Source organism: Asaia platycodi JCM 25414 (assembly GCF_000614545.1).
Classification (GTDB): Bacteria; Pseudomonadota; Alphaproteobacteria; order Acetobacterales; family Acetobacteraceae; genus Asaia; species Asaia platycodi.
The window spans coordinates 61,262-83,464 of the sequence record NZ_BAKW01000004.1; the positions used below are offsets into that span (position 1 = coordinate 61,262).

Consider the following 22,203-nt stretch of genomic DNA (forward strand, 5'->3'; position numbering starts at 1 on the left):
AATTGAAGGGGGGTGCCCTTTTCCGGAGAAGGGGCAAAGCCTCGCAGGCCTAGAAGTCCGAGGGAGCTTCGCTCGAAGCTTCCGCAATCGCAGCGGCCTCTTCTTCAAGATAGGCTGCCAGATCGCCACCCGTGGCCGCGTTCAGATCGCGCTCGGCAATGCCGGCCTTCATCGCTGCCGAGAGGCAGGCTTGAGCTGCCTGATCGGGCGCGCCCCAGCTTTGATAGTGCTCTTCGACCCAGCTATCGAGCCACTCGTCGAGATCTTCGCCCGTCATGATCAGCGAGTACCGAAGAGACGGTCGCCTGCATCGCCAAGACCGGGGCGGATATAGCCCTTTTCGTCCAGACCGCGATCGATCGCACAGGTCACGACACGCACATCGGGGTGACGCTCGGCGAGGCAGGCCACCCCCTCGGGCGCGGCAAGCAGACAGACGAAGATGATCTTGCGCACACCGCTGGCCTTGATGCGATCGATGGCAGCCGCCGCGCTGTGACCTGTGGCGAGCATGGGGTCGACCACGATGCAGTCGCGCTCGGCCACGTCGTCGGGAAGCTTCATGTAATATTCGACCGCTTCGAGCGTATCGTGATCGCGGTATAGCCCGACATGACCCACGCGGGCGGCGGGGATGAGATCGAGCATACCGTCGAGAATGCCGTTACCCGCACGCAGAATCGACACGAAGCAAAGCTTCTTGCCAGAGAGCTGACGCCCCTCCATGCGCTCGAGCGGGGTGTCGATCTCGACCGGCTCGGTGCTGAGGTCCCGCGTGGCCTCGTAGCACATCAGCAGGCTCAGTTCGCGCGTAAGCCGCCTGAACCCGGCGGTCGAGGTCGAGACCTGACGCAAACGGGTCAGTTTGTGTTGAACGAGCGGGTGGTCGAGCACGACCAGGGAGGGAGGAAGGGCTGTCATAGCGCGATCCTTAGCGAAAAATCGTTGCGCTGTCAGCTTGGTTCGAAACGAAGCGCCACACCGTTCATGCAAAAGCGCAATCCTGTTGGTTTGGGGCCATCGGGAAAGACATGACCGAGATGACCCTTGCACTGCGCGCAATGCACCTCAATGCGTGTCATGCCGAGCGTCTTGTCGACCGTGGTCTCGGTCATGCCTTCACGTGGCTTGAAAAAGGACGGCCAGCCGCTACCGCTCTCGTATTTGGTCGACGAATCGAACAAAGGCGCCTCGCATCCGGCACAATGATAGACCCCCTCGCGCTTTTCATCGTTGAGCGGGCTCGAGCCGGGGCGTTCCGTGCCATGCTCGCGCAGCACGCGATGCTGTTCGGGGGTTAGAGGCAGGCCACAGCTTGGCATCTGGATATTGTCGCTCATGGAAAAAGTCCTTTTCCGGGCCGGGAAGACAGGAGAATACGCCTGATATGGCACCTCAGCGTATTTTTTCCAGCGCCTCAGCCTGCTTCCGGTTCAGTTTCAGCCGTTCGACAAGGTGGGTGAGAAAGGCCTCGGCGACGGGACGCGTGTGATGTCTGACAGGCTGAGCAGCATAGAGCGTGCCCGAGGGCAGACGATATGCGGGCAGCACACGCACGAGCCTGCCCTCTGCCAGAGGCACGGCACATAATTCGCGGCTGGCCGCAATGATACCGCTTCCGGCACAGGCGAAATCGAGACGGATCGGCGCCGGGGTGGCGGCGATACGGCTGTCGAGCGGGATATCGATCGGTTCTCGGGCCAATGGCCCTTCCACCCCCTCGACCGGCATGAGCGTCCACGCCTGTTCGCCAGGGCGGGTGAGACAGGGAAACGAGGCGAGATCCTGCGGTATCAGCGGATGGCCCTTGATCGCCAGCAATTCCGGAGAGGCAAAAAGCGCAATATCGTACATGCCTATACGCCTGATGCGATAATCGCCTTCGTTCATTTCGTCACGACGATGGCTGAGAAAAATGTCGCACTCTGCACGCTTGAAATCGGGCAGGCTGACGCTTGCCTCAAGCGACACACGCAAAGCAGGATTCTGCGACAGCATCTCCCTGACAATCGGGTTGACGCAGGAAATGAGAATTTCGGGTGGGGCTGCGATACGCAACACGCCACCACCACCTACATCGCGACAGAGCGCGGCCACGCCATGGTCGAGCGTATCCAGCAAGGGCGCCACAAAGGCGCTGAGACGCTCGCCGGCTTCGGTCAGACGCAGCCCCTCAGCGCCTGTCTCGACAAGATTCAGCCCAAGACGGGTCTCCAGCCGCTCGACACCGCGCGAAACGCTCGTTGCATGCACACCCAGCCGCTTTGCAGCGCGCGTGTAGCTCAGACTGTCAGCAACGGCGATGAAAAGACTGTATTCGTTCCGACTCATGCCTGAATTTATGCAGTCACGCTCTGCGTTATTGCAAGATTTCAGCGTGTCGAAGCGCGTTATGATGCCTCGAATTCAATCAAGGTAGCGTCACTTTTTGACGCTTCCTGACTGGAGGGAGAATCTTCGTGACAAACACTGTGACTGAACGAGCCAGAACGCGCCCCGCAACAGTTATCGGCGCCGGAACGCTCGGACGACGCATTGCCCTGATGCTCGCAACGCGTGGCGGACAGGTGCGGCTATTCGATAGAGACGCCGGTGCGACACAGGCCGGACTCGATTATGCACGCGCAGCGCTGCCGGGCCTCGTTAAAACCCTCGAAGGCGGCATAGCCGGTCAGATCGACAGCGTAGCCACGCTTGAGGCCGCCATCGACGACGCCTGGCTGATTGTCGAGGCGCTGCCGGAGCGGCTGGACCTCAAAATTTCTCTTTTCGGTACGCTGTCGCAGAAAGCGGCTCCTGACGCGATTTTTGCCACCAATTCGTCCTCCTATCCGTCAAGCACAATGGTGGCAGAAGTAACGGACAGAACGCGTGTTCTGAATACGCATTTCATGATGCCGCCGGAGCAGCGTGCCGTGGAACTCATGTCCTGCGGCACCACGCGTCCGGGCTTGATGGAAGACCTCGCCGCCTATTTCTCGACGCTGGGGCTTTCGCCCTACATCGCCCAAAAAGAGAGCATTGGCTTTATCGAAAACCGCATCTGGGCAGCCATCAAGCGTGAGGCGCTCTGCGTTGCAGCTGAGGGCGTCGCGTCTCCCGAAGTGATCGACCGCATCTATTGCGAGACGCAGGGAACGCCAATGGGGCCGTTTCGGGCGATGGATCGGGTCGGTCTCGATATCGTGCTGCAAATCGAAGAGCATTATGCGCGCGCCTACCCCCATCTGCCTGAGGCGCCACGCAAGCTTCTGAAGACGATGATCGCCGAAAATCGGCTCGGCCTGAAAACGGGTCGTGGATTTTACGATTACAGCGAAAAGGGACGCGCATCATGAGCAACGATCCGATCCTCTACACACTCGAAACCGCGCCACCGGCCATCACCGCGCTTTCGACCCGTGACGGGCATGTGGTCGCGCGGTTCGATGCCCGGTGGGGGACCCCCGATGGCCTCTGGGTAGACCCCGTTGCAGGCCAGATTACCTGGACGAATATGGGCGCGGATTGGGAGGCCGCCGACGGCACGATCGAACGCGCACGGCTGGATGGCAGTCAGCACGAGGTTCTGGTCGGCAAGGGACAGATCGTCACGCCCAAGCAGCTTGCTGTCGATCGGGCGGAAGGTCATCTTTACTGGTGCGACCGCGAGGGCATGAGGATCATGCGCAGCAATCTCGACGGAACGGCAATCGAGGTGCTGCTGAAACGCGGAAACTATCCGCAGGACATGCCTGATTTCTCGCGGCAATGCGTGGGTATTACTCTCGACCTGATTACCAGACAGATCTACTGGACGCAGAAAGGCTCCCCCAAAGGCGGCATCGGGCGCATTTTCCGCATGCCCATGGCCATGCCCGAAGGCTCCGATCCGTCGAGCCGGACCGATATCGAGACTTTGGCCGATCACCTGCCCGAACCCATCGACCTGCATGTCTGCCCCGGCTCGAATCGCCTTTACTGGACCGATCGCGGTGCGGCACCCGACGGCAACAGCCTCAACATGGCGCGCATTGGGGCCAGGGGGCTGCTCGAACACAAGGTCATTCTGCGTGGTCTCAATGAGGGTATCGGCCTTGCCATCGACAAGACGGAGACATCGGCCTTCGTCAGCGATCTGGGCGGCACGATCAGGGTGGTCGATCTCAAGACCGGAGAGAGCCACGTGCTTCGCCAGCAATCGGCCACGACAGGCATCTATCTCGTCGAGTAGCCGGCGCAATCGTTGAAAATCGTGCTGTGAGGGGCCGACAGAGCGTCGCCCCTCACCTTTCTTGTGATCGCCCCAATGCCGGGAAAATCGCGCTGCGCCCTAGGGGGAGAGTTCGCACGCGCGTCAAAATGCGTCATGATATGCCCAAATTTGCAGGAGACTTCTCATGTCCGCATCGCATTCCGGCACACCGCGCCCGGTCATGCTCGTCATTCTCGACGGGTTCGGTGACAGCGCAACCCGTGAAGACAACGCCGTTGCCCTCGCCAACACGCCAAATTTCGACCGCCTTTGGGCCAGTTCACCCCATGCTTATCTCAGAGCCTGCGGCGAGGATGTGGGACTGCCAGAGGGTCAGATGGGCAATTCCGAAGTCGGCCATCTCAATATCGGTGCCGGACGTGTGGTCATGCAGGATCTGCCACGCATCACACGCGCTGCCCGTGACGGATCTCTGGCTCAGAACCCGTCTCTCTGTGCCTTCATCGACGCGCTCAAAGCCAGCGGCGGCACCTGTCATCTCGTGGGCCTCGTCTCGCCCGGCGGTGTTCATGCCCATATGGACCATATCGCCGCGCTGGCGAAAATCGTGGCCGCAGCCGGTGTGAAAGTTGCGCTGCACGTATTCTCCGACGGGCGCGATACGGCGCCTGATTCGGGCGATGGCTATATCCGCACGCTTGCCGCCGAGCTGCCGGAAGGCGCGTCGATTGCGACCGTGAGCGGACGCTATTACGCCATGGACCGCGATAACCGCTGGGAACGTGTCAGCCTTGCCTATGATGCGATCGTCTCGGCCAAAGGGGAGCACGCCGCCGATGCGCTGTCCGTTCTGCCTGGGAGCCAGGCAAAGGGCGTGACCGACGAGTTCGTCGTGCCGACTGTGATCGGCGATTACGCCGGAATGAAGGATGGCGACGGCATTCTGTCGGCCAATTTCCGTGCGGATCGCATCCGCGAATTGCTCGACGCCATGCTCTTTCCCGATTTCGACGGGTTTGTGCGTTCGAAAATTGTGAAATTTGCCTCTGTCTGCGGCATGACCGCCTATAGCTCGGCTCTGGCGCCGTTCATGAGTGTCATGTTTCCCAAACAGTCGATGGACCATTTGCTGGGTGATGTCGTGTCGCAGGCCGGTCTGGCACAGCTGCGCATGGCCGAAACCGAAAAATACCCGCATGTGACGTATTTCCTCAATGGCGGACGCGAAGCCATTCTGCCGGGCGAAGAGCGTATTCTGGTGCCGTCGCCCAAGGTCGCGACCTATGATCTCCAGCCCGAAATGTCGCGCCCGAACTGACCGATCATGCGGTCAGATCGATCGAGAGCGGCAAATTCGACCTGATCGTGCTGAACTTCGCCAATCCCGACATGGTGGGCCATACCGGCGTGCTCTCTGCCGCGATCAAGGCCTGCGAGACGGTGGATACCGGGCTCGGGCGCATTGTCGACGCCATCGACAAGATGGGCGGCGCGCTGATCGTCACCGCCGATCATGGCAATTGCGAAACCATGCGCGACCCGGTGACGGGTGGGGTGCATACCGCCCATACGCTTAATCGCGTGCCGGTGATCCTGCATGGCGGGCGCGGTGTCACCGCCATTCATGACGGTCGTCTGGCCGATCTGGCCCCGACGCTTCTGACGCTGATGAACCTGCAAAAGCCGGCGGACATGACCGGCAAATGCCTCATCAACGGCTGAGCCAGCCCATGCCGGTCAAAAAACTGCTCCTGACCGGCATTCTGCTGACCGGAGCCTGTCTCGTGGGGCAGGCCCCGGCTCTTGCGGCCTCCCACACAAGACATGCCGCGCCGAGCGCCAGCCAAAAGGCACTCGACAAGGCGAAACAGGACCGCGAGGCCCTGCTCTCGCGCAAGGCAAGAGAAGCCGCGCTGATCGACACCCAGCGTAAGGCGCAGACGAAGGCCGCACAGGAAGCGGCGCTTCAGGCGGAACGCGTACGCCATTTCTCGGCCCTGACGGACCAGGCCGCAGCGGAACTCGCTGCGACAGAAAAACAGATCGACAGTCTCACTCAGGACATTGCCCGGTTGACCGAGCAGCAAACCCGACAACGGGCGGCCCTCGCCCGCAGACGGGCAAGCCTGCAAGCTATTCTGCCGGTGGCGCTGCGCCTTGCGCGCTATCCAAGTACGTCTTTTGTTGCCCTTTCCGGTCAGGCAGACAAGTCCGTTCAGGGACTGAGCCTGATTGCCGGGCTGACCCGCCTCACCACGCGGCAGGCAGACGATCTGCGCGGGCAGCAGGCGCTTCTCGATCAGACCGCGCAGCAGCTCGCCGAGCGCAATGACGCGCTCGAAAAAGCCCAAAAGACGCAGGCGAGATTGCGCGACGTCAATGCCCGCAAGATGGATGCGGCGACAAAACAGCAGGAAGAGGCGGAGTCCCGCCTGAAACAGGCTCGTGCCGAAATCGCCTCTGCTACGGCCAAGGCGGCAACGCTCGACGACGCCCTCACCGCCATAGACAAGACCCAGGCCCGTCTGCGCGCGCGTATGGAGGAAGAAGCAAAGGCCCTTGCGCTGCAAAACCAGAAAGAAAAGTCACAGGCCATGAGCAGCCAGGCCAAACGCCTGAGCGGTTCGACAGGCAGCGGCGTCAGTCATGGCGGCGGCCACGGCCCCGTTGCGGGCAGTATCGCGACCGCCTGGCATCAGGACACCGAGAGCGGCCCCGCCACGGGCATTACCTATGAGGCGCGCGCATCGAGCCCGGTAAGCGCGCCCTGCGCCGGTCAGGTCGATTTTGCCGGGCCGTTCCGTTCCTTCGGCAATATGATCATTCTCGATTGCGGTCGTCATTACCGCTTTGTGCTCTCCGGCATCGGCCAGCTCGCCGTTGCAAGCGGACAAAGTGTCGGCCGCAACGCAACGCTGGGCGCCATGGACGCTGCAGGCGGACGGCTCTTCGTTCAATTACGCTCTGGCAGCAAGATTATCGATCCGCGTCCTTACTTCTAGGTGCCGAACAAATGACGCCTGTTCGACGCCATCTCCCTTACCGGGCATGCCAACGCGACTGGCAGCAGAATGCACGACAAGGCAGGCGACCTCTCGCTCCGTTGACGTCATCTGCTCCGCAGCGGCGCAGAGAGGCGCTGATCAAAATGCCTCCAGCCTGACGCGCTTCCACCGATCCTTGGCAACGCAGACATAGTGATAATTCTCGTCATCCGTGAAATCTCCAGCGGTACAGGGCGCGTTGCCGGAGACCGGTGTGGACAGAACCTCGTGATAATGCCTGGCGGCGAGATCACCCCCCACTGCCAGTTTTCTAGCATCGATCGTGAGCTGCCTCTGGTCTCCCGAATAGATCTGGACAACCTGCGATGGGTTTCTGCCGACGAAAAGCAGCTTGCCACCCGCGAGCAGGATCTCTGTTTTGGCATAAGCGCCCCCGCCGACCAGAAGCGTGCCACGCAAAGAGGCATTCCCCTGATCGGAAAGAACAAAACAAGAGGCACTCTTGTCAGCAACGCTGCGAGCGGGGGGCGTGTCGAGGTCTCCGCAGAGAGAAACACCGTTTTTTGCCCAGCCCGGATTGAAGACGATGCTGCCCCCGGTTCGACCGGCATCGCTCATCCGATAGAAACTATCGCCATAGCGAGGGCCCAGCCACCATGACGTGTCATGCTGGTTTTGCAGATGGCGGGCATCGCCATAACCGTTGCTGTCGACCTGCTGCCACATCTTGAATTGCGACGTCCAACCCGCATCGCGAAACGGCTCTTCGTTGAATTCGAAAACTTCCTGCCTCGCGCCGATTATGGGCGATGGGCCAAGCTTCGGCACGACCTTGAACGCATCTCCGTCGAAATCCATGCTCGAACTCACAAGGTTGACGCGTATGCCTGTCGGCCATTGGCTGGCGATAGCCAATCCGTAGCTGTCCGTGCTCACCTTGTTCGTGAAGCCGCTTCCTATCGTGAGGCCATGCATCGTCGCCTCATAATCGGGGCCGGAATACCAGTTATCGAGTTCCTCATCGCAGGATCGCGACGGTGACAGGTTCTTCGGGTCAGAACGATCCTTCGTTATCTGCACGGAGCATGTGGTGTTTCGGGTGAAATGCTTGACGTAGATACCGATCTCTATGAATGGATGCGTGTAACCGGGCCAATAGGTCGTATCGAGCCTGTCGCGGCTATCCGGTCTCATGGCAATATTGTTCGACCCAATGGCTGGCGCATGTCCCGGATCGACAGCGGTCGCTCCATTGGCAAGCCTGGAGAGAAATGGCTGCCACTGCCCTCTCATGGTCAGAACGGTAAAACTGCCGTTTTTATCCGAGCCCTCGTGCCAGCCAATCAGATCCTGGGCGTAAAGCGGGTTTGAAAGCCCACGATGCGCCTCGACGCCATCGAAAGCTGGCCAGCCATCCCTGAAAACCGGGCCCGCCGCCATATTGGTGATTACATGAGCGCCACCATGCATGAAGGCGCGATAGCTTGCGGGAAGGGCGGGTCTGAGGATCGCCTCGCGGGATGTGAACGAAACCTCATGAGAGACGCCGTTCTCGTCCCTGAAATCGGCGCCGGCGACGTACCAGGGCGGATTGTTGATCGCCAGCGTGTAATCCGCGACGGCTTCATACGCGCCAGCGCCGCAATTGGTGCCGGTCAGCGGTGCGAAAGACATCAGAACCGAAAAGACGCAGCCACCATTATCGCCAGCTCCGTAGGGCAAGGCGGTGAATTTGGAAAAGACGCTGTCCAGCAAGGTGTGCCCACCGACGAGCATGAGTTCGGGCGCCATGTATTTATACTGCACCCCGAATGTGAATTTTCGCGCGGGCTGGTGTACTGCGGGGTTATCCGTCCATCCGAGATTGGGAGCGGGCAGATCGGGTATGCGTGGGGCCTCCATCGCCGAGAGTGACTTCGTGGTGTCGATGGACCGGTCTGTTGTGCCACCGAAAGGTGAAGGAGATGCCTGTTGCGCCGATGCATCTGATGGACAGGCCAGAAGCAGGGCAGCGACGATAGACAGTTTTTTCATGCCTGGTTCTCCCTCACGACATTCCTGCGGTTTCGGGCCTGTTGTTTGTTTCCGGAATCTCCGTGAGCCCTTCGACGCATCGGGGGTCACCGCCTGACGGTCAAGACAAATCCACGAAATAAGCAAGAAGCTGGGCGCAGCTGTCGCCAGAACCGCGCTGTCAACGCAGGATCCCGCTTGGCGATTCTGTGTTGTTTCGACAGAGTGCTTCAAGACGGTTATAGATTTCAGACTTCAGGTTGGACCGGATCCATGGGCTCGGGTTCTGCCGCCAGAAAGATGCTAACAGGATCGGCTCCGGGCCGGATTCAAGGGATGAATTGCATGAAGCTCCGCACTGGTCTGCTGCTCGGAACGGCATTCCTGGCCGGAATCACCGCCGGTCCGACGTTGGAAGCCCTGATGGCGCCAAGCCTTGGCCAGATGATCAGCAGCAAGGCCTTCGCCAAGGAGGTCGCCGCCGACCCCGACAACCACAGCGAAACCCTTCGCCTGCTGACCCTGTTCGGTACCGTTCTCGATCTGGTGCGTGCCGAATATGTCGAGCCGGTCAGTGACAAGGATCTGATCAACAACGCACTCGACGGCATGGTCGGCGGTCTCGATCCGCACAGCTCCTACATGAACGAAAAGCAGTTCAAGGAAATGCAGATCCAGATCAGCGGCAAGTTCGGCGGTCTGGGCGTTCAGGTCCAGCAGCAGAACGGCCATATCCGCGTGGTCTCGCCGATCGATGGCACCCCCGCCTCTCGCGCAGGCTCAAGCCCGGTGACTACATCACCGAGGTCGATGGCAAGTCTCTCGAAGGGATGACGCTCGATCAGGCTGTTACCAAAATGCGAGGCGATCCGGGCACCAAGATCACGCTGACGATCATCCGCGCCAAGGAGCCCAAGCCGCTCAAGGTCACCATGACGCGCGAAGTCGTGCATGTTCAGGTCGTGCGTTCGGCGCTCTATGGCAATATCGGCTATATCCGCATCTCCGAATTCGATGACGACACTGAAACCGCGATGCATGAGCCTTCGACAAGCTCAAGGCCAAGGCGGGCGGCAAGCTTCAGGGCCTCGTGCTCGATCTGCGTCTCAATCCGGGCGGCAAGCTCGATCAGGCGATTTCGGTCAGCGACGATTTCATCCCTGAGGGAGAAATCGTCTCGATCCGTGGGCGTCATGCCGAAAACAACCGTCGCTGGGATGCCAAGGGTACCGATATCACCGGCAAGCTGCCGATCGTTGTGCTGATCGATGGCGGTTCAGCCTCGCGTCGGAAATCGTCGCCGGTGCGTTGCAGGATCATCGTCGCGCCGTGCTTCTGGGCGAGAAATCCTTCGGCAAGGGCTCGGTGCAGTCTCTCATTCCCGTTCCCGGCCATGGCGCCGTACGTCTGACCACGGCGCGCTATTACACGCCATCTGGCCGCTCGATCCAGGCGCTGGGTATCGCCCCGGACATTCTGGTCAAGGAAAGCAAGGACGACGATGGCTACGGCTATCGCGAAGCCGACCTCGCCATATCATCACCAATACGGGCGGCAACAAGAACAAGGCGCCTGTACGCACCGACCTGCCATCGATCTCGACCAGCATCCCCAGCGCACCGCCGGAAAACTGGCCGCGCTTCGAGCTGGCCAAGCCAGCGACGGATTTCCAGCTTCAGCAGGGTCTGCGCGTGGTGCGCGCCATGGCCTCCCTCCCCGATGAGGCTTTCCCTCTCGGTCAGCCGCCTGCCGACAAGCCGTCGGACAAGAAGGATCAGAAACCGGCCCCGGCACCCGCCGCTCCGCCGGCACCCTCACCCAAGCACTGATCTCCCCCTCTCCGGCCCCCTCAGTGGGGCCGGTTCCTTATGAGCCGCATCACGCCATGATCGATCCCGAAACCCTTCCCTATCGTCCCAATGTCGGCATCATGCTGTTTAACCGGGCCGGCGCCCTGTTTCTGGCCAGACGCACCGATCTGAAAGATGTGTGGCAATGCCCGCAAGGTGGCATTGACGATCATGAAGCGCCTGAAGAGGCCGCAATCAGGGAATTGCGTGAGGAGACCGGGTTGCGCCATGCTACACTGCTCGGCAGCTTTCCCGGCTGGCTCTCCTACGATCTGCCGCCGCATCTGATCGGCAAGGCCCTGCACGGCAAGTATCGCGGTCAGACGCAGCGCTGGTTCGCCATGCGCATGACAGAAGCGGACAGCGCCATCGACCTGATGGGCGACGGCACCGAGCCTGCGGAATTCGACCGCTGGGAATGGGTCGCGCCGCATGATGTCACGCAGTTCAATCTGGGCTTCAAGCGCCCGCTCTACGAAAAGCTTCTGCCCGTTCTCGCCGCGCTTGCGCCCGCTTTATAAGGCGCGTTTTCCATCGTCTGCTGCGGCACGCCCTGTAACGACTCCTCGGGCACATCGACGAGGTCGAGTGACTGGTTGCGGACCAGCCGGGCATAAAGCCCACCCTGAGCCTGGAGTTCGACATGGGTGCCGAGTTCGACCGCAATCCCCTCGCTCATGACGATGATGAGATCGGCGCTTTTGACGGTCGAGAGACGGTGCGCCACGATAATGGTGGTACGATCGCGTCGGAGATCGGAAAGCGTCTTCTGAACCTTGGCTTCGCTTTCTGAATCGAGCGCGCTCGTCGCTTCATCGAGCAGCAGCAGGCGCGGATCGCGCAGCAGGGCTCTCGCCAGAGCCACACGCTGACGCTGACCGCCAGAAAGCCGCTGCCCCCCGGCCCTACGCGCGTATCCAGCCCCTGAGGCAAGGTATCGGCAAAATCGACGGCCGCGGCGAGTGCCGCCGCCTCGACTTCGGCACGGCTCGCATTCGGTCGGCCGATACGGATATTTTCCAGCACCGACATATCGAACAAAGTCGTGTCCTGGCTGACATAGGCAATGGCGTCGCGCAGATCGGCCAGACGCAGATCGCGCAGATCCACACCGTCGAGCATGATGGCACCACCCGAGACATCGTGAAGACGAGGGATGAGCGACAGCGCCGTCGATTTGCCGGCGCCCGAAGGCCCGACAAGCGCCACGGTCCAGCCGGGACGCACATCAAAGCTCAAGCCCTTCAGACCGAGGCGTCCGTCCGGATAGCAAAATGGGCGTCATGAAAAACCAGACGACCATGACCCGGCGGCAGGATACGCGCGTCGGGGCGCTCGGCGACGGCAGGCGGCTCGTCGATTATCGAGAAAACACGTTCCAGCCCGCCAAGCCCTTCCTGAAGGGCGGCGTTGAGCGAGCCGAGCGAACGCAAAGGACGCGACGCCGCAAAAAGTGCGGCGATGAAGGCCGTGAAATCGCCCAGCGTGGCGCCGCCCATGGCCGCTCGCCACCCGGCAAAGCCGAGAACGGCAGCAATAGCCGTGCCACCCAACACTTCGAGCACGGGGTCTACACGGGCGCGCCCCCGTGAAATGCGCCAGAAAGCGTTATGCAGCAGGTCGAGCGAACGATCGATACGTGTCGATTCACTCCCTTCCATACGATAGACGCGCACCTGACGCGCCAAGGCGAAGCTTTCATTGAGCAGGGTTGCCGTCTCGCCAATCTGCTCCTGCATTCCACCCGAGGCACGTCGCACGCGTTTGCCGAGTTTCTGGATCGGCACGGCGGCGATTGGATAGAGCACGAGCGCGATCAGGCTCAGTTCCCAATCGGTATAGATCATCGAGCCACAAGCCCGACCACCGTTACGACATCGCCCAGCGCATTGACCGCACGGATCATGGCCTCGCGGATAGAGACCGCATCGGTGGTAAAGCGCGCCGCCCATTGCGCAGGGGCCTCACGCTCGATACGGGCGATATCGGCTGTTAACGCGTGAGAGAACATGCGCGATTGCAGGCCCCGTATCACCACCAGAACCAGACTCTGCACCGAGAGGGTCTGGCCATACTGGCTGGCGGCCTTGAGCCTGTCACCAGAACGACAAGCGCCGGAACCTGATAGAGAATGCGCGGATCATGCACCGCGAACATATCAACCGCTCGCTTGATGACGAGGGGGTAGAGGCGCAGTCAGGCCAGCGGTGAGAACGGTCAGTACCACCACGCCAGCCAGTCGGCCGACATGCTGGCGTACCTCTTCTCGCCAGATGCGCCAGAGCATCTGGCGACCTTGTGTCCCCTGAGGGTCGATCCGGCGCAAACGGGGTTGGCTTGCCTGCTGGGGTCTTTTCATTCCTGCCGTTTACCCCTCACAGCCTTGTGGGGAAAGGGGCAGAGCGTTTTTGAGCTGTGCAAGACAGGCCTCACGATCCGGCAGACAGCCGTTCGCCCGCCACCATCGTGTCACCACACCCATCAGCAGACCGATATCCTTGCCTGCGGGAACGCCCAGCGCCACAACGTCGCGCCCCGAGAGAGGGAAGACCGGCACGACCATGGTGGCGAGCCTCGCCCTGAACATGTCCCAACTCGACTGGTCCCGGTCTCCACATTCAACCTGAGCGAACCAGCTGCGATCCATGAGACTCTCCTTGGGGTGACAGGAGAGAAGCTTTCGCAGCGCATCGTCAGTCAGATCGGGGGCAAGCAGCGCTGCCTCGGGCATTACTGCACCGTCTCCATCGAACGAGGTCAAACGGTTTGCCGGGTTCATCCGTGCCAGACGTTCGCTCTGCTTGCCTGACAGACGGAGCTTTTTTGCCAGATCGGGCGCATCGCTCAACACCCCCAGACGCAGCAACCCGTCTTCAGGCAAGCGATTATCGAGCGCCGCAGCCAGCCGCTCTAGGCGCGCATCCGGAACGATCGGCGCCAGAATGCCAGCCTCATTCATATGCGCGAGCGTACGCATGAGATGCGGGCCGGTCAGAATGCGCAGCATCTCGCTGGCCAGCCTCTCGGCAGATAGCCCGACAATCAGCCCTGCACGGGCTCTGATGGCAGACATCGCCTCTTCATCGGGCTTTGCGCTGCCGAACCGGGCATCGAAGCGAAAGAACCGCAGGATGCGCAGCGCGTCTTCCTCGATACGCTGTCCGGCATCGCCAACAAAGCGCAGACGATGGGCCTTCAGGTCGTTCTGACCGCCAAAATAATCATGAATCGCGCCGTGGCGGTCGCAGAACAGCGCATTGATGGTGAAGTCGCGCCGGGCAGCATCTTCCTGCCAGTCTGTTGTCCAGACCACTTCGGCATGACGTCCGTCAGTGGTGATATCCCGACGCAATGTCGTGATCTCATAAGGCACGCGCGCGATCAACGCAGTGATCGTGCCATGGGACAGGCCGGTGGGAATGGTCTTGACCCCGGCGGCCTCCAGAAGCGCCTGCACCCGTTCTGGCGGCTCGGGCGTCGCCAGATCGAGATCATGCACATCCTGCCCACCAAGCAGCAGATCGCGCACGGAGCCCCCGACCAGTCGGGCCTGAGGCAGGATCGACCAGAGGCGGTCGAGCCCGGAACGGTCAGGCAATCGGTCGAGAATCGTCACATCGGTTCCAGCAGGAAAAGGACAGGAGCAGCCCTGCATGCAGGGCTACGGCATGGGCGCGAGCGGAAAGAAGCAATCCTGGCTCCACACACCCATACAGGGCCGGCAGCCGACATGACCAGGCACGGCCAGAGCGACAAGCTCGTAATAAACCGGACGCGACAGCCGGGCGAGTATGGGCTTGTCGCCATCGCCGCGCCTGACCTGCACATAGGGAATCGCCGCGCACTCATCCGATGGCGGATGCTGCCAGTCGACGATCAGGGGATGGGCCGGACCGACGCAGAGCAATTCATCCATGTTGGTGCGCAGGCAAAGATTTTGCTGTCGACCGCAAATACCTCTGAAATCGAGCTCGCGCACGATGAACGGCGCATCCTCGACCTGGATCGTCCCGTGCTCGGTGGGCGTGCGCAGCCAGTATGTGCCACCTGCGTCGCGTGTGAGCATGGAGCCGAAAAGGCAGAGCATTTCCTTGCGCCGCACCGGAGAGCCTCGATAGAGCCAGGTGCCGTCGCGCCTGATCAGAAAAGGCAGCACGCGCGGCTCTGCGGCCTCGGCCGCGGCTCCGGCGCGACTCTCTGCACCGGCACGATATGCGGCCTCATGCCTGACCTGCATCTCTGCGCAATCCGATGTTACTGCGCAGTCTGACGTCCGTTTTGCCACTCCGTCCTTCAACGCTCTCTCCGCTTGCGGTCCAAAAATCTCGTCTCCTGCTGCAAGTTGGGTCGTCTTATGGCTTGATGAAACCCCCGGAACTGTCAGATTGACAAATATGAGCCAGAACGATCTCTCTTCCTTTTCTTCCGATAGTCCTGCCGATCTCGCCATGGCCGAGCGTCTGACCGCGCAACTCGGCGCTGTCAGAGACGCGATCGGGCAGATTGTGCTCGGGCAGCGTGACGTCATCGACCGGCTTCTGGTCACCATTCTCTCTGGTGGTCACGCGCTTTTGATCGGCGCTCCCGGCCTGGGCAAGACGCTGCTCGTCAGCACGGCGGCCCATGTGCTGGGCCTCGACACGCGGCGCGTGCAATTCACCCCCGATCTGATGCCCTCCGACATCACGGGCAGCGATATTCTCGACGAGGATGAAAACGGCCGGCGCTTCTTCCGCTTCGTGAAGGGGCCGATCTTCACCCAGCTCCTTCTCGCTGATGAAATCAACCGCGCCAGCCCGCGCACACAATCCGCCCTGCTTCAGGCCATGCAGGAATATGAAGTGGCCCAGGCTGGCACCAACCACAAACTGCCTCGCCCCTTCCATGTTCTGGCAACGCAGAATCCGATCGAGCAGGAAGGCACCTATCCGCTGCCGGAAGCCCAGCTCGACCGCTTCATGCTGCGTATTGCCTTGACCTTCCCAGAGCGCGATGCCGAGCGTGACATGCTCTTGCAGACGACAGGCGCCCTCACGGCCGAAGCACCCGTCCTGCTTTCGGCACGCAGCCTGATCGAGGCACAGGCGCTCGTTCGCCGTCTGCCCGTGGGCGAGAAAGTGCTCGACGCCATCCTTACCCTCGTGCGCGGCCTGCGCCCCGAGACCGCCTACAGGCCCGATCTGGCTGGTTCTCTGCTTTATGGCCCCGGACCGCGTGCGGCGCAGGCGCTGATGCTGAGCTGCCGCGCCCAGGCCCTGCTCGACGGAAGCTGACGTCAAGCCTCGACGATGTGGCTGAGCTGGCCGAACCCGTACTCGCCCATCGTATGGCGCTCAGCTTTTCGGCTCGTGCCTCGGGGCTCAAGGTCGAAGAGCTGATCGCCAAGCTGTCGAGGCGCTTCTCTGACCGTGCGCGGTATCTTCGGGAGGTGGGGGCGCCAGAAAGACGCTGCTGCCGCATCGTCACACCGTGCGCCACCGATCACACCGGAGGCGGAGGCTTTGCTTCCCCCTCTGGTGATCGAGGCAGAGCGCATCGGGCGGCAGATACGCGCGGGCGTGCACCATCAGCATCGTGCCGGCGCCGGTGAGGATTTCTGGCAGTATCGCCCCGCCCATGACCACGAGCCCGCCCACCGGATCGACTGGCGCCAATCGGCGCGCAGCGACCAGCTCTGGGTGCGCGAGCGTGAGGCCGAAGGCGCACAGCAACTCACCCTGTGGTGCGACCCCTCGCCCTCGATGGACTGGCAGTCACGCCCCGATCTGCCGCGCAAGAAAGCGCAGGCACAGCTTGCCACGCTGGCGCTGGCTGCGGCGGCGCTGCATGGCGGCGAGCGCGTTGCCCTGCTCAACGGGCCGGAACAGGGACGTTCGGTCAGCGGCCCGCATGCGCTGCCCCGCCTTGCCCAGAACCTCGTTCTGGGCCCGTCAGTCTCTCTACCCTCCCTCGATACCGTGCGTCCCTACGGTCATCTCATTCTGATAAGCGATTTCCTGATCGCGCCCGAGGCCATGGAAAAACTGCTGCGCGATGTCGCCGCACGCCCTGCACACACCGAGTTGTTCTGCGTGCTCGACCCGGCAGAGCGCAGCCTGCCTTATGCAGGTCGCATCGCCTTCGACAGTCTCGAGGCAGAGGGGGCTCTGACCTTACCCGCTGTCGAAACCCTGACGGAATCTTATGAGCGCGAAATGCGCGCCCATCTTGACCGGCTGACCCATATGGCCGAAGCGCATCGGGCGGGCTTTACGCTGCATCACACTGATCAACCCCTGTTGCCTGCCCTGCTCGCGCTTTATGCGCGTCTCACAGGGGGGCGTCTGCACGCATGATCTTTCTTACCCCCCTTGCGCTGATCGGGCTGGTCGCCCTTCCCGTCATCTACTGGCTGGTCAAGGCTACCCCGCCGCCACCGAAAGAGCAGGCTTATCCCTCTCTGCAGATTCTGCGCCGCCTGAGACCGGGGCGGGCCGACACGGCGCGCTCGCCGCTCTGGCTGTTCGTTCTGCGTCTGCTCAGCGTCGCTCTTCTGGTGCTCGGCTTGTCCCAGCCTGTCTGGCTCGGGCGCGATCTCAGCCTGAAGCCGTCTCAGGATCTGGTGCTGATTCTGGATAATGGCTGGGCGGCGGTACCCCATTGGCAGGAGCGTCTGCGTGCGGCGCGCAGCCTCGCCGAAAGACGGTTCCGCGCCGGGCATGAGGTCACACTGCTTCTGAGCGCGCCGGATGCCGATGGCAGCATGGCAGCGCCGTTCACCACACGTGACCGCGCCCGTTTCGAAGAGCGTCTTCTGGCGCTCGTCCCACATTCCTGGCCCGAAGACCGGGCGCAGAGCGCAAAGCAGATCGACGCACTTCGAGAACACCCTACGCAGGGTAGCACGCGCGATATCGTGCTGCTTTCGGACGGGGTTGCGACCGCTGCCGACCCAGCTCTCGCCTCAGCCCTGCATGGCTCGGGCAGTCAGGTAAGCGACATGCGCTGGCCTGGCTGCGACACGATGCTGCTCTCGGCCCGTCAGGGCGATAACGGGTTACTGACCGCCTCATTCAGCGCCCTTCCCTGCCCGTCGCGCGCCCTCACGCTGCGCGTACGTGATGAAAACGGCGGCACGCTCGGCATTTTCCCCCTCACCGGGAAAGACACAGTCGCGACAGAACTGTCCCTGCCGCCCTTGTTGCGCAATCGTGCCAGCGTCTGGTGCTGGAAAGCGAAACCGTGCCTCTGCCCGGTCCTTCTGCGCTCTATCTTCTCGATGCAGGTGAGCGCCGCCATCCGGTCGGCCTTCTGACACCGGGCACACAGGATACGCCCCTGACGGGCCAAGGCTTCTTTCTGGCTCAAGCCATTGAGGCGTCGGCGAGCTTCATCGCGGCACGGTGCCCGATCTGCTGAAGCAGAAGCTCTCGGTTCTCGTCGCGACCGATGGGACGCTCGCCGATGACGATACCCGCAAACGCGTTGCCGAGTGGGTGCGCCATGGCGGCGTGCTGATCCGCTTCGCCGGACCGGTTCTCGCTTCGGACCCGAATGCCTCATCCTCCGACAAAGCCAGGACCCTCCTGCCCGTGCCGCTGATGGGTGGCATGCGTCAGCTCGGTGGCCCCATGTCCTGGGGCAAGCCACAGGTGCTTTCGGCCTTTGCCGAGCATTCGCCTTTCGATGGTCTGGCCCTGCCGAAGGAAGTGACCGTCACCCGTCAGGTTCTGGCCCAGCCCACCCCCGATCTCAGTGATCATGTCTGGGCGAGGCTGAGCGATGGCACGCCGCTGGTAACGGCAAGCGCCCTCGGTCAGGGTGAGCTCGTGCTGTTTCATGTAACCGGCACCGCCGACTGGTCCAGCCTGCCGCTTTCCGGGCTTTTCCCCGCCATGCTCGAGCGACTGGTTCAGCGCTCTGTCGGTCAGAAAGACCAGCCGGAACTGCGTCAGCTCGTTCCCTTCACCATGCTCGCCGCGCATGGGCAGCTTGTTGCCCCGCCCGAAGCCGCGCGCCCGCTATCGGTTGAGGCCTTTGCCACGACCAGACCCGATGTGCAGCACCCGCCCGGTTTTTACGGCCCGCGCCTGTCGCGTCGTGCGTTCAATCTGGGCGACCATCTGCCCCCCATCACGTCAGAGGCCCTGATGGGCTCTGCACTGACGCCCGACCATGTCTCGCCCGATCGTGCGCTTGCACCCTATCTGCTCGGCGCGGCGCTTCTTCTTCTTTTGGCCGATTTCCTCGTCGCGCTCTGGCTGCGCGGGATGCTCGGACGGCTGGCAGTGCTCTGCCTTCTGGTCGCGGCGCCGGCGCTTATGGCGCCGCCCTACGCTCTGGCTCAGGAAGACGACGAGACTCCCAAAGCGCAGGCGGTTACCCATGGCACCGTGCCGGGTGCCGCGCTCGAAACCCGCCTCGGCTATGTGCTGACAGGTCACGACGATATCGACGAGGCGTCACGCGAAGGGCTTCAGGGTCTGTCGAATTATGCGTCCGATCGGTCCTCTGCCGTTATGGGCCACCCCGATGGCGTCACACCCGGCAAGGACGATCTGGCCTATTACCCCCTGCTCTATTGGCCGATCACCGAAGACGTGCAGGAAGATCCGAAACGCTCTGTCGCGCTGAACAGCTTCATGGCCCATGGCGGCATTCTGATGCTCGACACGCAGGGCGTTGGTTCGGAGCTTTCGACGCAGGATGAAGGCCAGACACGCTCGGCACTCAGGAGAGCTACCGCCGGTCTCGTCGTGCCGCCACTCAGCAAGCTCGACGACCATCATGTTCTGGCCCACAGCTTTTACCTGCTTCACGATTTTCCCGGTCGCGTGCAGGGCCTGCCTGTCTGGGTGGCGCGCAGCGGCGATGACAGTAATGACGATGTCAGCCCCATCATCATCGGCGCGGGCGACTGGCCCATGCTTGGGCCATGGATGCACAGGGCAACACACCCTATGCCGTCATTCCGGGCGGTAACGAACAACGCACCCAGGCCTATCGCTTTGGTGTAAATCTGCTGCTCTACGCCCTGACAGGCAACTACAAGGCCGATCAGATGCGTGTCCCCGAACTCCTGAAGAGGATGGAACAATGATCCATCTCACCTTCATGCCGCTCATCCCTGTCTGGCTGCTCGCTCTCGCGGCCGGGCTTGCCGCCCTTGTCGGGGTTTATGCGCTGCTGCGCCGCGTGCCGGGCAGTCTGGCGCGTATGCTGGCCCTGCTGCTGATCGTCTTCTGGCTGGCAGGGCCGCGTCTGAGCCGTCCGTTCTACGAGCCTGCGCCCCAGGACGTGCTGCTGGTTGTCGATCATTCGCCCTCCATGGCGCTGCGTAACCGCCTCGACAGCGCCGAAAAAGCGGCCGCGCAGCTTCAGGAAGAGGCGCGCGCCATACCGGGCCTCACCCTGCACACCGTGACTGTTCAGGGAGGAGAGGGTCATGGCACGCGTCTTTTCGACGCCATCAATCAGGCGGACCTCCCCCCCGGTCGGTTCAGCGGCGCGATTCTGCTGACCGATGGCATGGTGCATGACGCCCCAGCCTCCTTACCCACGCTCTTCAGGCGTGACGGCGCAACCCTGCCGCTGCATGTTCTATTGACCGGCAAGGGAGAGGAAACGGATCGCAGGCTGCGAATCCTTCAGGCGCCGCCTTATGCGCTCGTCGGCAAGGATGCGACCCTGCGCATTGTGGTGGACGATCTCGGTGCGGCCGGAAAACAGCCGGTCACGCTTACCCTGCGTCAGGGAGACGAGCCGCCACGGCAGATTCCGGCCCTGTCAGGTGAGCCGCTCGACCTGAGGTTGCCGATCAAGCACCCCGGTGAAACACTCATCACGCTCTCTGCCGCTCCTCTCTCAGGTGAGGTCAGCCCGCGCAATAATAGTGCCATCGTCCGCATCAATGGTGTGCGCGACAGGCTAAAGGTGCTGCTGGTGTCGGGCACACCCAATCAGGGCGAGCGCGTCTGGCGGCGTCTGCTCAAGGCCGACCCCTCGGTCGATCTGGTTCATTTCACCATCCTGCGCCCGCCCGACAAGGATGACGGCACCCCGCTTTCGGACCTCGCTCTGATTCCCTTTCCGATCAAGGAGCTGTTTCAGGACAAGATCAAGCAATTCGATCTGATCATCCTAGACGGCTTCCATAATGCCGGAATTCTACCGCAGGATTATCTCGCCAATATCGCCGATTACGTGCGTGAGGGAGGCGGCCTGCTGCTGACCGCCGGGCCAGAATTCACACAGGATGGCACGCTTCAGGATACGCCTCTGGCCGATATCCTGCCTGCCATGTGCCTCAACCGGAGTGATCAACGAACGTTTCGTGCCGCAGCTCACCGAATCTGGCAAACGCCACCCGGTCACGGCAGGCCTGCCCCAGCCCTGGGGACCGTGGTATCGTGGGCTTGCCTCGGACTCGGTCCATGGCACATCGCTTCTAAACGGGCCTGAAAACCAGCCGCTTCTCGTGCTCGACACGGTGCGCAAGGGACGCGTGGCGCTGCTTTTGTCCGATCAGCTCTGGCTCTGGTCGCGTGGCGAAGGCGGCGGCGGTCCTCAGGCAGAGTTGCTCAAGCGCCTGTCGCACTGGCTGATGAAAGAGCCCGATCTGGAAGAAAACCAGCTTCGCGCCTCGATCCAGGAAAACAGCCTGCATATCGAGCGCCATAGCGATTCGATCCGCCTGAACGGACCTGCCAGGCTGACCGCGCCCGATGGCAAGGTGACGACCGCGACACTCAAACCTGCAGGGAATGGCGTGTTTGCCGCCAGCATCCCGACCAATGGTCAGGACGGGCTGTGGGTCGTTCGGCAGGACGGCCTTACCGCCGTCGCCGCTCAGGCAACACGCAACCCGATCGAAGATGCCGATCTGCGTGCCACAGCGACCATTCTGTCGCCTCTGACGACGCAGAGCCACGGGGCGACGCTCTGGCTGGGTGAGAAAACCGCGACGCCGCAGATCAGGCAGGTCGCCTCTGGCGCATTGACGGGTTCGGGCTGGATCGGCTTTCCGCGCCAGCTCGTGCCCGTCGCCTCTTCAAGCCGCCTGACCGAACTCTGTCCGCCTTGGCTGGCCCTGTGCGGCACGCTGGTTCTTCTCTTCATCGGCTGGTGGCGCGAAGGACGGCTTCGCCGCCGATAGGGAGTC

13 protein-coding genes and 6 pseudogenes are annotated in these 22,203 nt (G+C 62.0%); 11 read left to right on the top strand and 8 right to left on the bottom strand.

Going from position 1 to position 22,203, the window contains the following annotated elements:
* Window positions 1-49: 49 nt before the first annotated feature.
* From JCM25414_RS04745 to JCM25414_RS04760, 4 genes are read right to left on the bottom strand one after another with little or no spacing between them, the layout of a single operon-like run.
* Window positions 50-277, bottom strand: a complete 228-nt coding sequence (locus tag JCM25414_RS04745) for a hypothetical protein (RefSeq protein ID WP_025840885.1) — start codon at window positions 275-277, stop codon at window positions 50-52.
* A gap of 2 nt (window positions 278-279) precedes the next feature.
* Window positions 280-921 (bottom strand): uracil phosphoribosyltransferase, encoded by a 642-nt coding sequence (upp, locus tag JCM25414_RS04750; protein ID WP_025840886.1) that lies wholly within the window; start codon window positions 919-921, stop codon window positions 280-282.
* A 32-nt stretch (window positions 922-953) separates the two neighbouring features.
* On the bottom strand, window positions 954-1,340 hold the full coding sequence (gene msrB, locus JCM25414_RS04755) for a peptide-methionine (R)-S-oxide reductase MsrB (RefSeq protein WP_025840887.1): 387 nt from the start codon (window positions 1,338-1,340) through the stop codon (window positions 954-956).
* Window positions 1,341-1,395: 55 nt separating this feature from the next.
* Window positions 1,396-2,331: a LysR family transcriptional regulator gene (locus JCM25414_RS04760; protein ID WP_025840888.1), complete on the bottom strand. Its 936-nt coding sequence runs from the start codon at window positions 2,329-2,331 to the stop codon at window positions 1,396-1,398.
* Window positions 2,332-2,459: 128 nt separating this feature from the next.
* Between JCM25414_RS04760 and JCM25414_RS04765 the strand changes: the two genes are divergently transcribed.
* From JCM25414_RS04765 to JCM25414_RS17245, 4 genes and pseudogenes are all read left to right on the top strand, one after another.
* Window positions 2,460-3,338 carry a 3-hydroxyacyl-CoA dehydrogenase family protein gene (locus JCM25414_RS04765; RefSeq protein WP_025840889.1) on the top strand — a complete coding sequence of 293 codons (879 nt, stop codon included), beginning with the start codon at window positions 2,460-2,462 and terminating at the stop codon, window positions 3,336-3,338.
* The gene (locus tag JCM25414_RS04770) at window positions 3,335-4,213 is read left to right on the top strand and encodes an SMP-30/gluconolactonase/LRE family protein (RefSeq protein WP_051535692.1); all 879 of its coding nucleotides are present in this window, start codon (window positions 3,335-3,337) and stop codon (window positions 4,211-4,213) included. Before JCM25414_RS04765 ends, JCM25414_RS04770 begins: the two co-directional genes overlap by 4 nt.
* A 166-nt stretch (window positions 4,214-4,379) precedes the next feature.
* A pseudogene (gene gpmI, locus JCM25414_RS17240) lies at window positions 4,380-5,917 on the top strand (2,3-bisphosphoglycerate-independent phosphoglycerate mutase).
* 8 nt (window positions 5,918-5,925) lie between these two features.
* A complete protein-coding gene (locus tag JCM25414_RS17245; protein WP_159101714.1) occupies window positions 5,926-7,197 on the top strand; it encodes a murein hydrolase activator EnvC family protein in 1,272 nt (423 codons plus the stop codon).
* Window positions 7,198-7,338: 141 nt separating this feature from the next.
* On the opposite strand, the gene JCM25414_RS04785 is transcribed toward JCM25414_RS17245, so the two are convergent.
* On the bottom strand, window positions 7,339-9,234 hold the full coding sequence (locus JCM25414_RS04785; protein WP_025840892.1) for a hypothetical protein: 1,896 nt from the start codon (window positions 9,232-9,234) through the stop codon (window positions 7,339-7,341).
* 324 nt (window positions 9,235-9,558) lie between these two features.
* Between JCM25414_RS04785 and JCM25414_RS17250 the strand changes: the two are divergent.
* Window positions 9,559-11,042: pseudogene (locus JCM25414_RS17250) on the top strand (S41 family peptidase).
* A 56-nt stretch (window positions 11,043-11,098) separates the two neighbouring features.
* Entirely contained in the window at window positions 11,099-11,584 is a 486-nt protein-coding gene (locus tag JCM25414_RS04805; RefSeq protein ID WP_025840895.1) for an RNA pyrophosphohydrolase, read from the top strand.
* A gap of 62 nt (window positions 11,585-11,646) precedes the next feature.
* Here the strand turns inward: JCM25414_RS04805 and JCM25414_RS17255 are convergent.
* The 3 genes and pseudogenes from JCM25414_RS17255 to JCM25414_RS04830 form a co-directional block, all read right to left on the bottom strand.
* Window positions 11,647-13,350: pseudogene (locus JCM25414_RS17255) on the bottom strand (ABC transporter ATP-binding protein); the annotation flags it as partial.
* Between the two features lie 81 nt (window positions 13,351-13,431).
* Entirely contained in the window at window positions 13,432-14,679 is a 1,248-nt protein-coding gene (locus JCM25414_RS04825) for a CCA tRNA nucleotidyltransferase (RefSeq protein ID WP_242403357.1), read from the bottom strand.
* A gap of 45 nt (window positions 14,680-14,724) precedes the next feature.
* Window positions 14,725-15,300, bottom strand: a complete 576-nt coding sequence (locus tag JCM25414_RS04830) for a DUF1285 domain-containing protein (protein ID WP_025840900.1) — start codon at window positions 15,298-15,300, stop codon at window positions 14,725-14,727.
* A 157-nt stretch (window positions 15,301-15,457) separates the two neighbouring features.
* Here JCM25414_RS04830 and JCM25414_RS17260 point away from each other — a divergent pair.
* The 5 genes and pseudogenes from JCM25414_RS17260 to JCM25414_RS17270 form a co-directional block, all read left to right on the top strand.
* Window positions 15,458-16,452: pseudogene (locus JCM25414_RS17260) on the top strand (AAA family ATPase); the annotation flags it as partial.
* 19 nt (window positions 16,453-16,471) lie between these two features.
* Window positions 16,472-17,398 carry a DUF58 domain-containing protein gene (locus JCM25414_RS04840; protein WP_025840901.1) on the top strand — a complete coding sequence of 309 codons (927 nt, stop codon included), beginning with the start codon at window positions 16,472-16,474 and terminating at the stop codon, window positions 17,396-17,398.
* Window positions 17,395-18,357: a BatA domain-containing protein gene (locus tag JCM25414_RS24530; RefSeq protein WP_242403358.1), complete on the top strand. Its 963-nt coding sequence runs from the start codon at window positions 17,395-17,397 to the stop codon at window positions 18,355-18,357. The genes JCM25414_RS04840 and JCM25414_RS24530 overlap by 4 nt, the downstream gene beginning before the upstream one ends.
* 1,006 nt (window positions 18,358-19,363) lie before the next feature.
* A pseudogene (locus tag JCM25414_RS24535) lies at window positions 19,364-20,142 on the top strand (DUF4159 domain-containing protein).
* Window positions 20,139-22,197, top strand: a pseudogene (locus JCM25414_RS17270) (VWA domain-containing protein). The pseudogenes JCM25414_RS24535 and JCM25414_RS17270 overlap by 4 nt, the downstream one beginning before the upstream one ends.
* Window positions 22,198-22,203: the final 6 nt, after the last annotated feature.

Bases quoted from the DNA above. Each gene is read 5' to 3' on its own strand.
- JCM25414_RS04745 (WP_025840885.1), bottom strand. From the start codon at position 277: ATGACGGGCGAAGATCTCGACGAGTGGCTCGATAGCTGGGTCGAAGAG.
- upp (WP_025840886.1), bottom strand. From the start codon at position 921: ATGACAGCCCTTCCTCCCTCCCTGGTCGTGCTCGACCACCCGCTCGTT.
- msrB (WP_025840887.1), bottom strand. From the start codon at position 1,340: ATGAGCGACAATATCCAGATGCCAAGCTGTGGCCTGCCTCTAACCCCC.
- JCM25414_RS04760 (WP_025840888.1), bottom strand. From the start codon at position 2,331: ATGAGTCGGAACGAATACAGTCTTTTCATCGCCGTTGCTGACAGTCTG.
- JCM25414_RS04770 (WP_051535692.1), top strand. From the start codon at position 3,335: ATGAGCAACGATCCGATCCTCTACACACTCGAAACCGCGCCACCGGCC.
- JCM25414_RS17245 (WP_159101714.1), top strand. From the start codon at position 5,926: ATGCCGGTCAAAAAACTGCTCCTGACCGGCATTCTGCTGACCGGAGCC.
- JCM25414_RS04785 (WP_025840892.1), bottom strand. From the start codon at position 9,234: ATGAAAAAACTGTCTATCGTCGCTGCCCTGCTTCTGGCCTGTCCATCA.
- JCM25414_RS04805 (WP_025840895.1), top strand. From the start codon at position 11,099: ATGATCGATCCCGAAACCCTTCCCTATCGTCCCAATGTCGGCATCATG.
- JCM25414_RS04830 (WP_025840900.1), bottom strand. From the start codon at position 15,300: ATGCAGGTCAGGCATGAGGCCGCATATCGTGCCGGTGCAGAGAGTCGC.
- JCM25414_RS24530 (WP_242403358.1), top strand. From the start codon at position 17,395: ATGATCTTTCTTACCCCCCTTGCGCTGATCGGGCTGGTCGCCCTTCCC.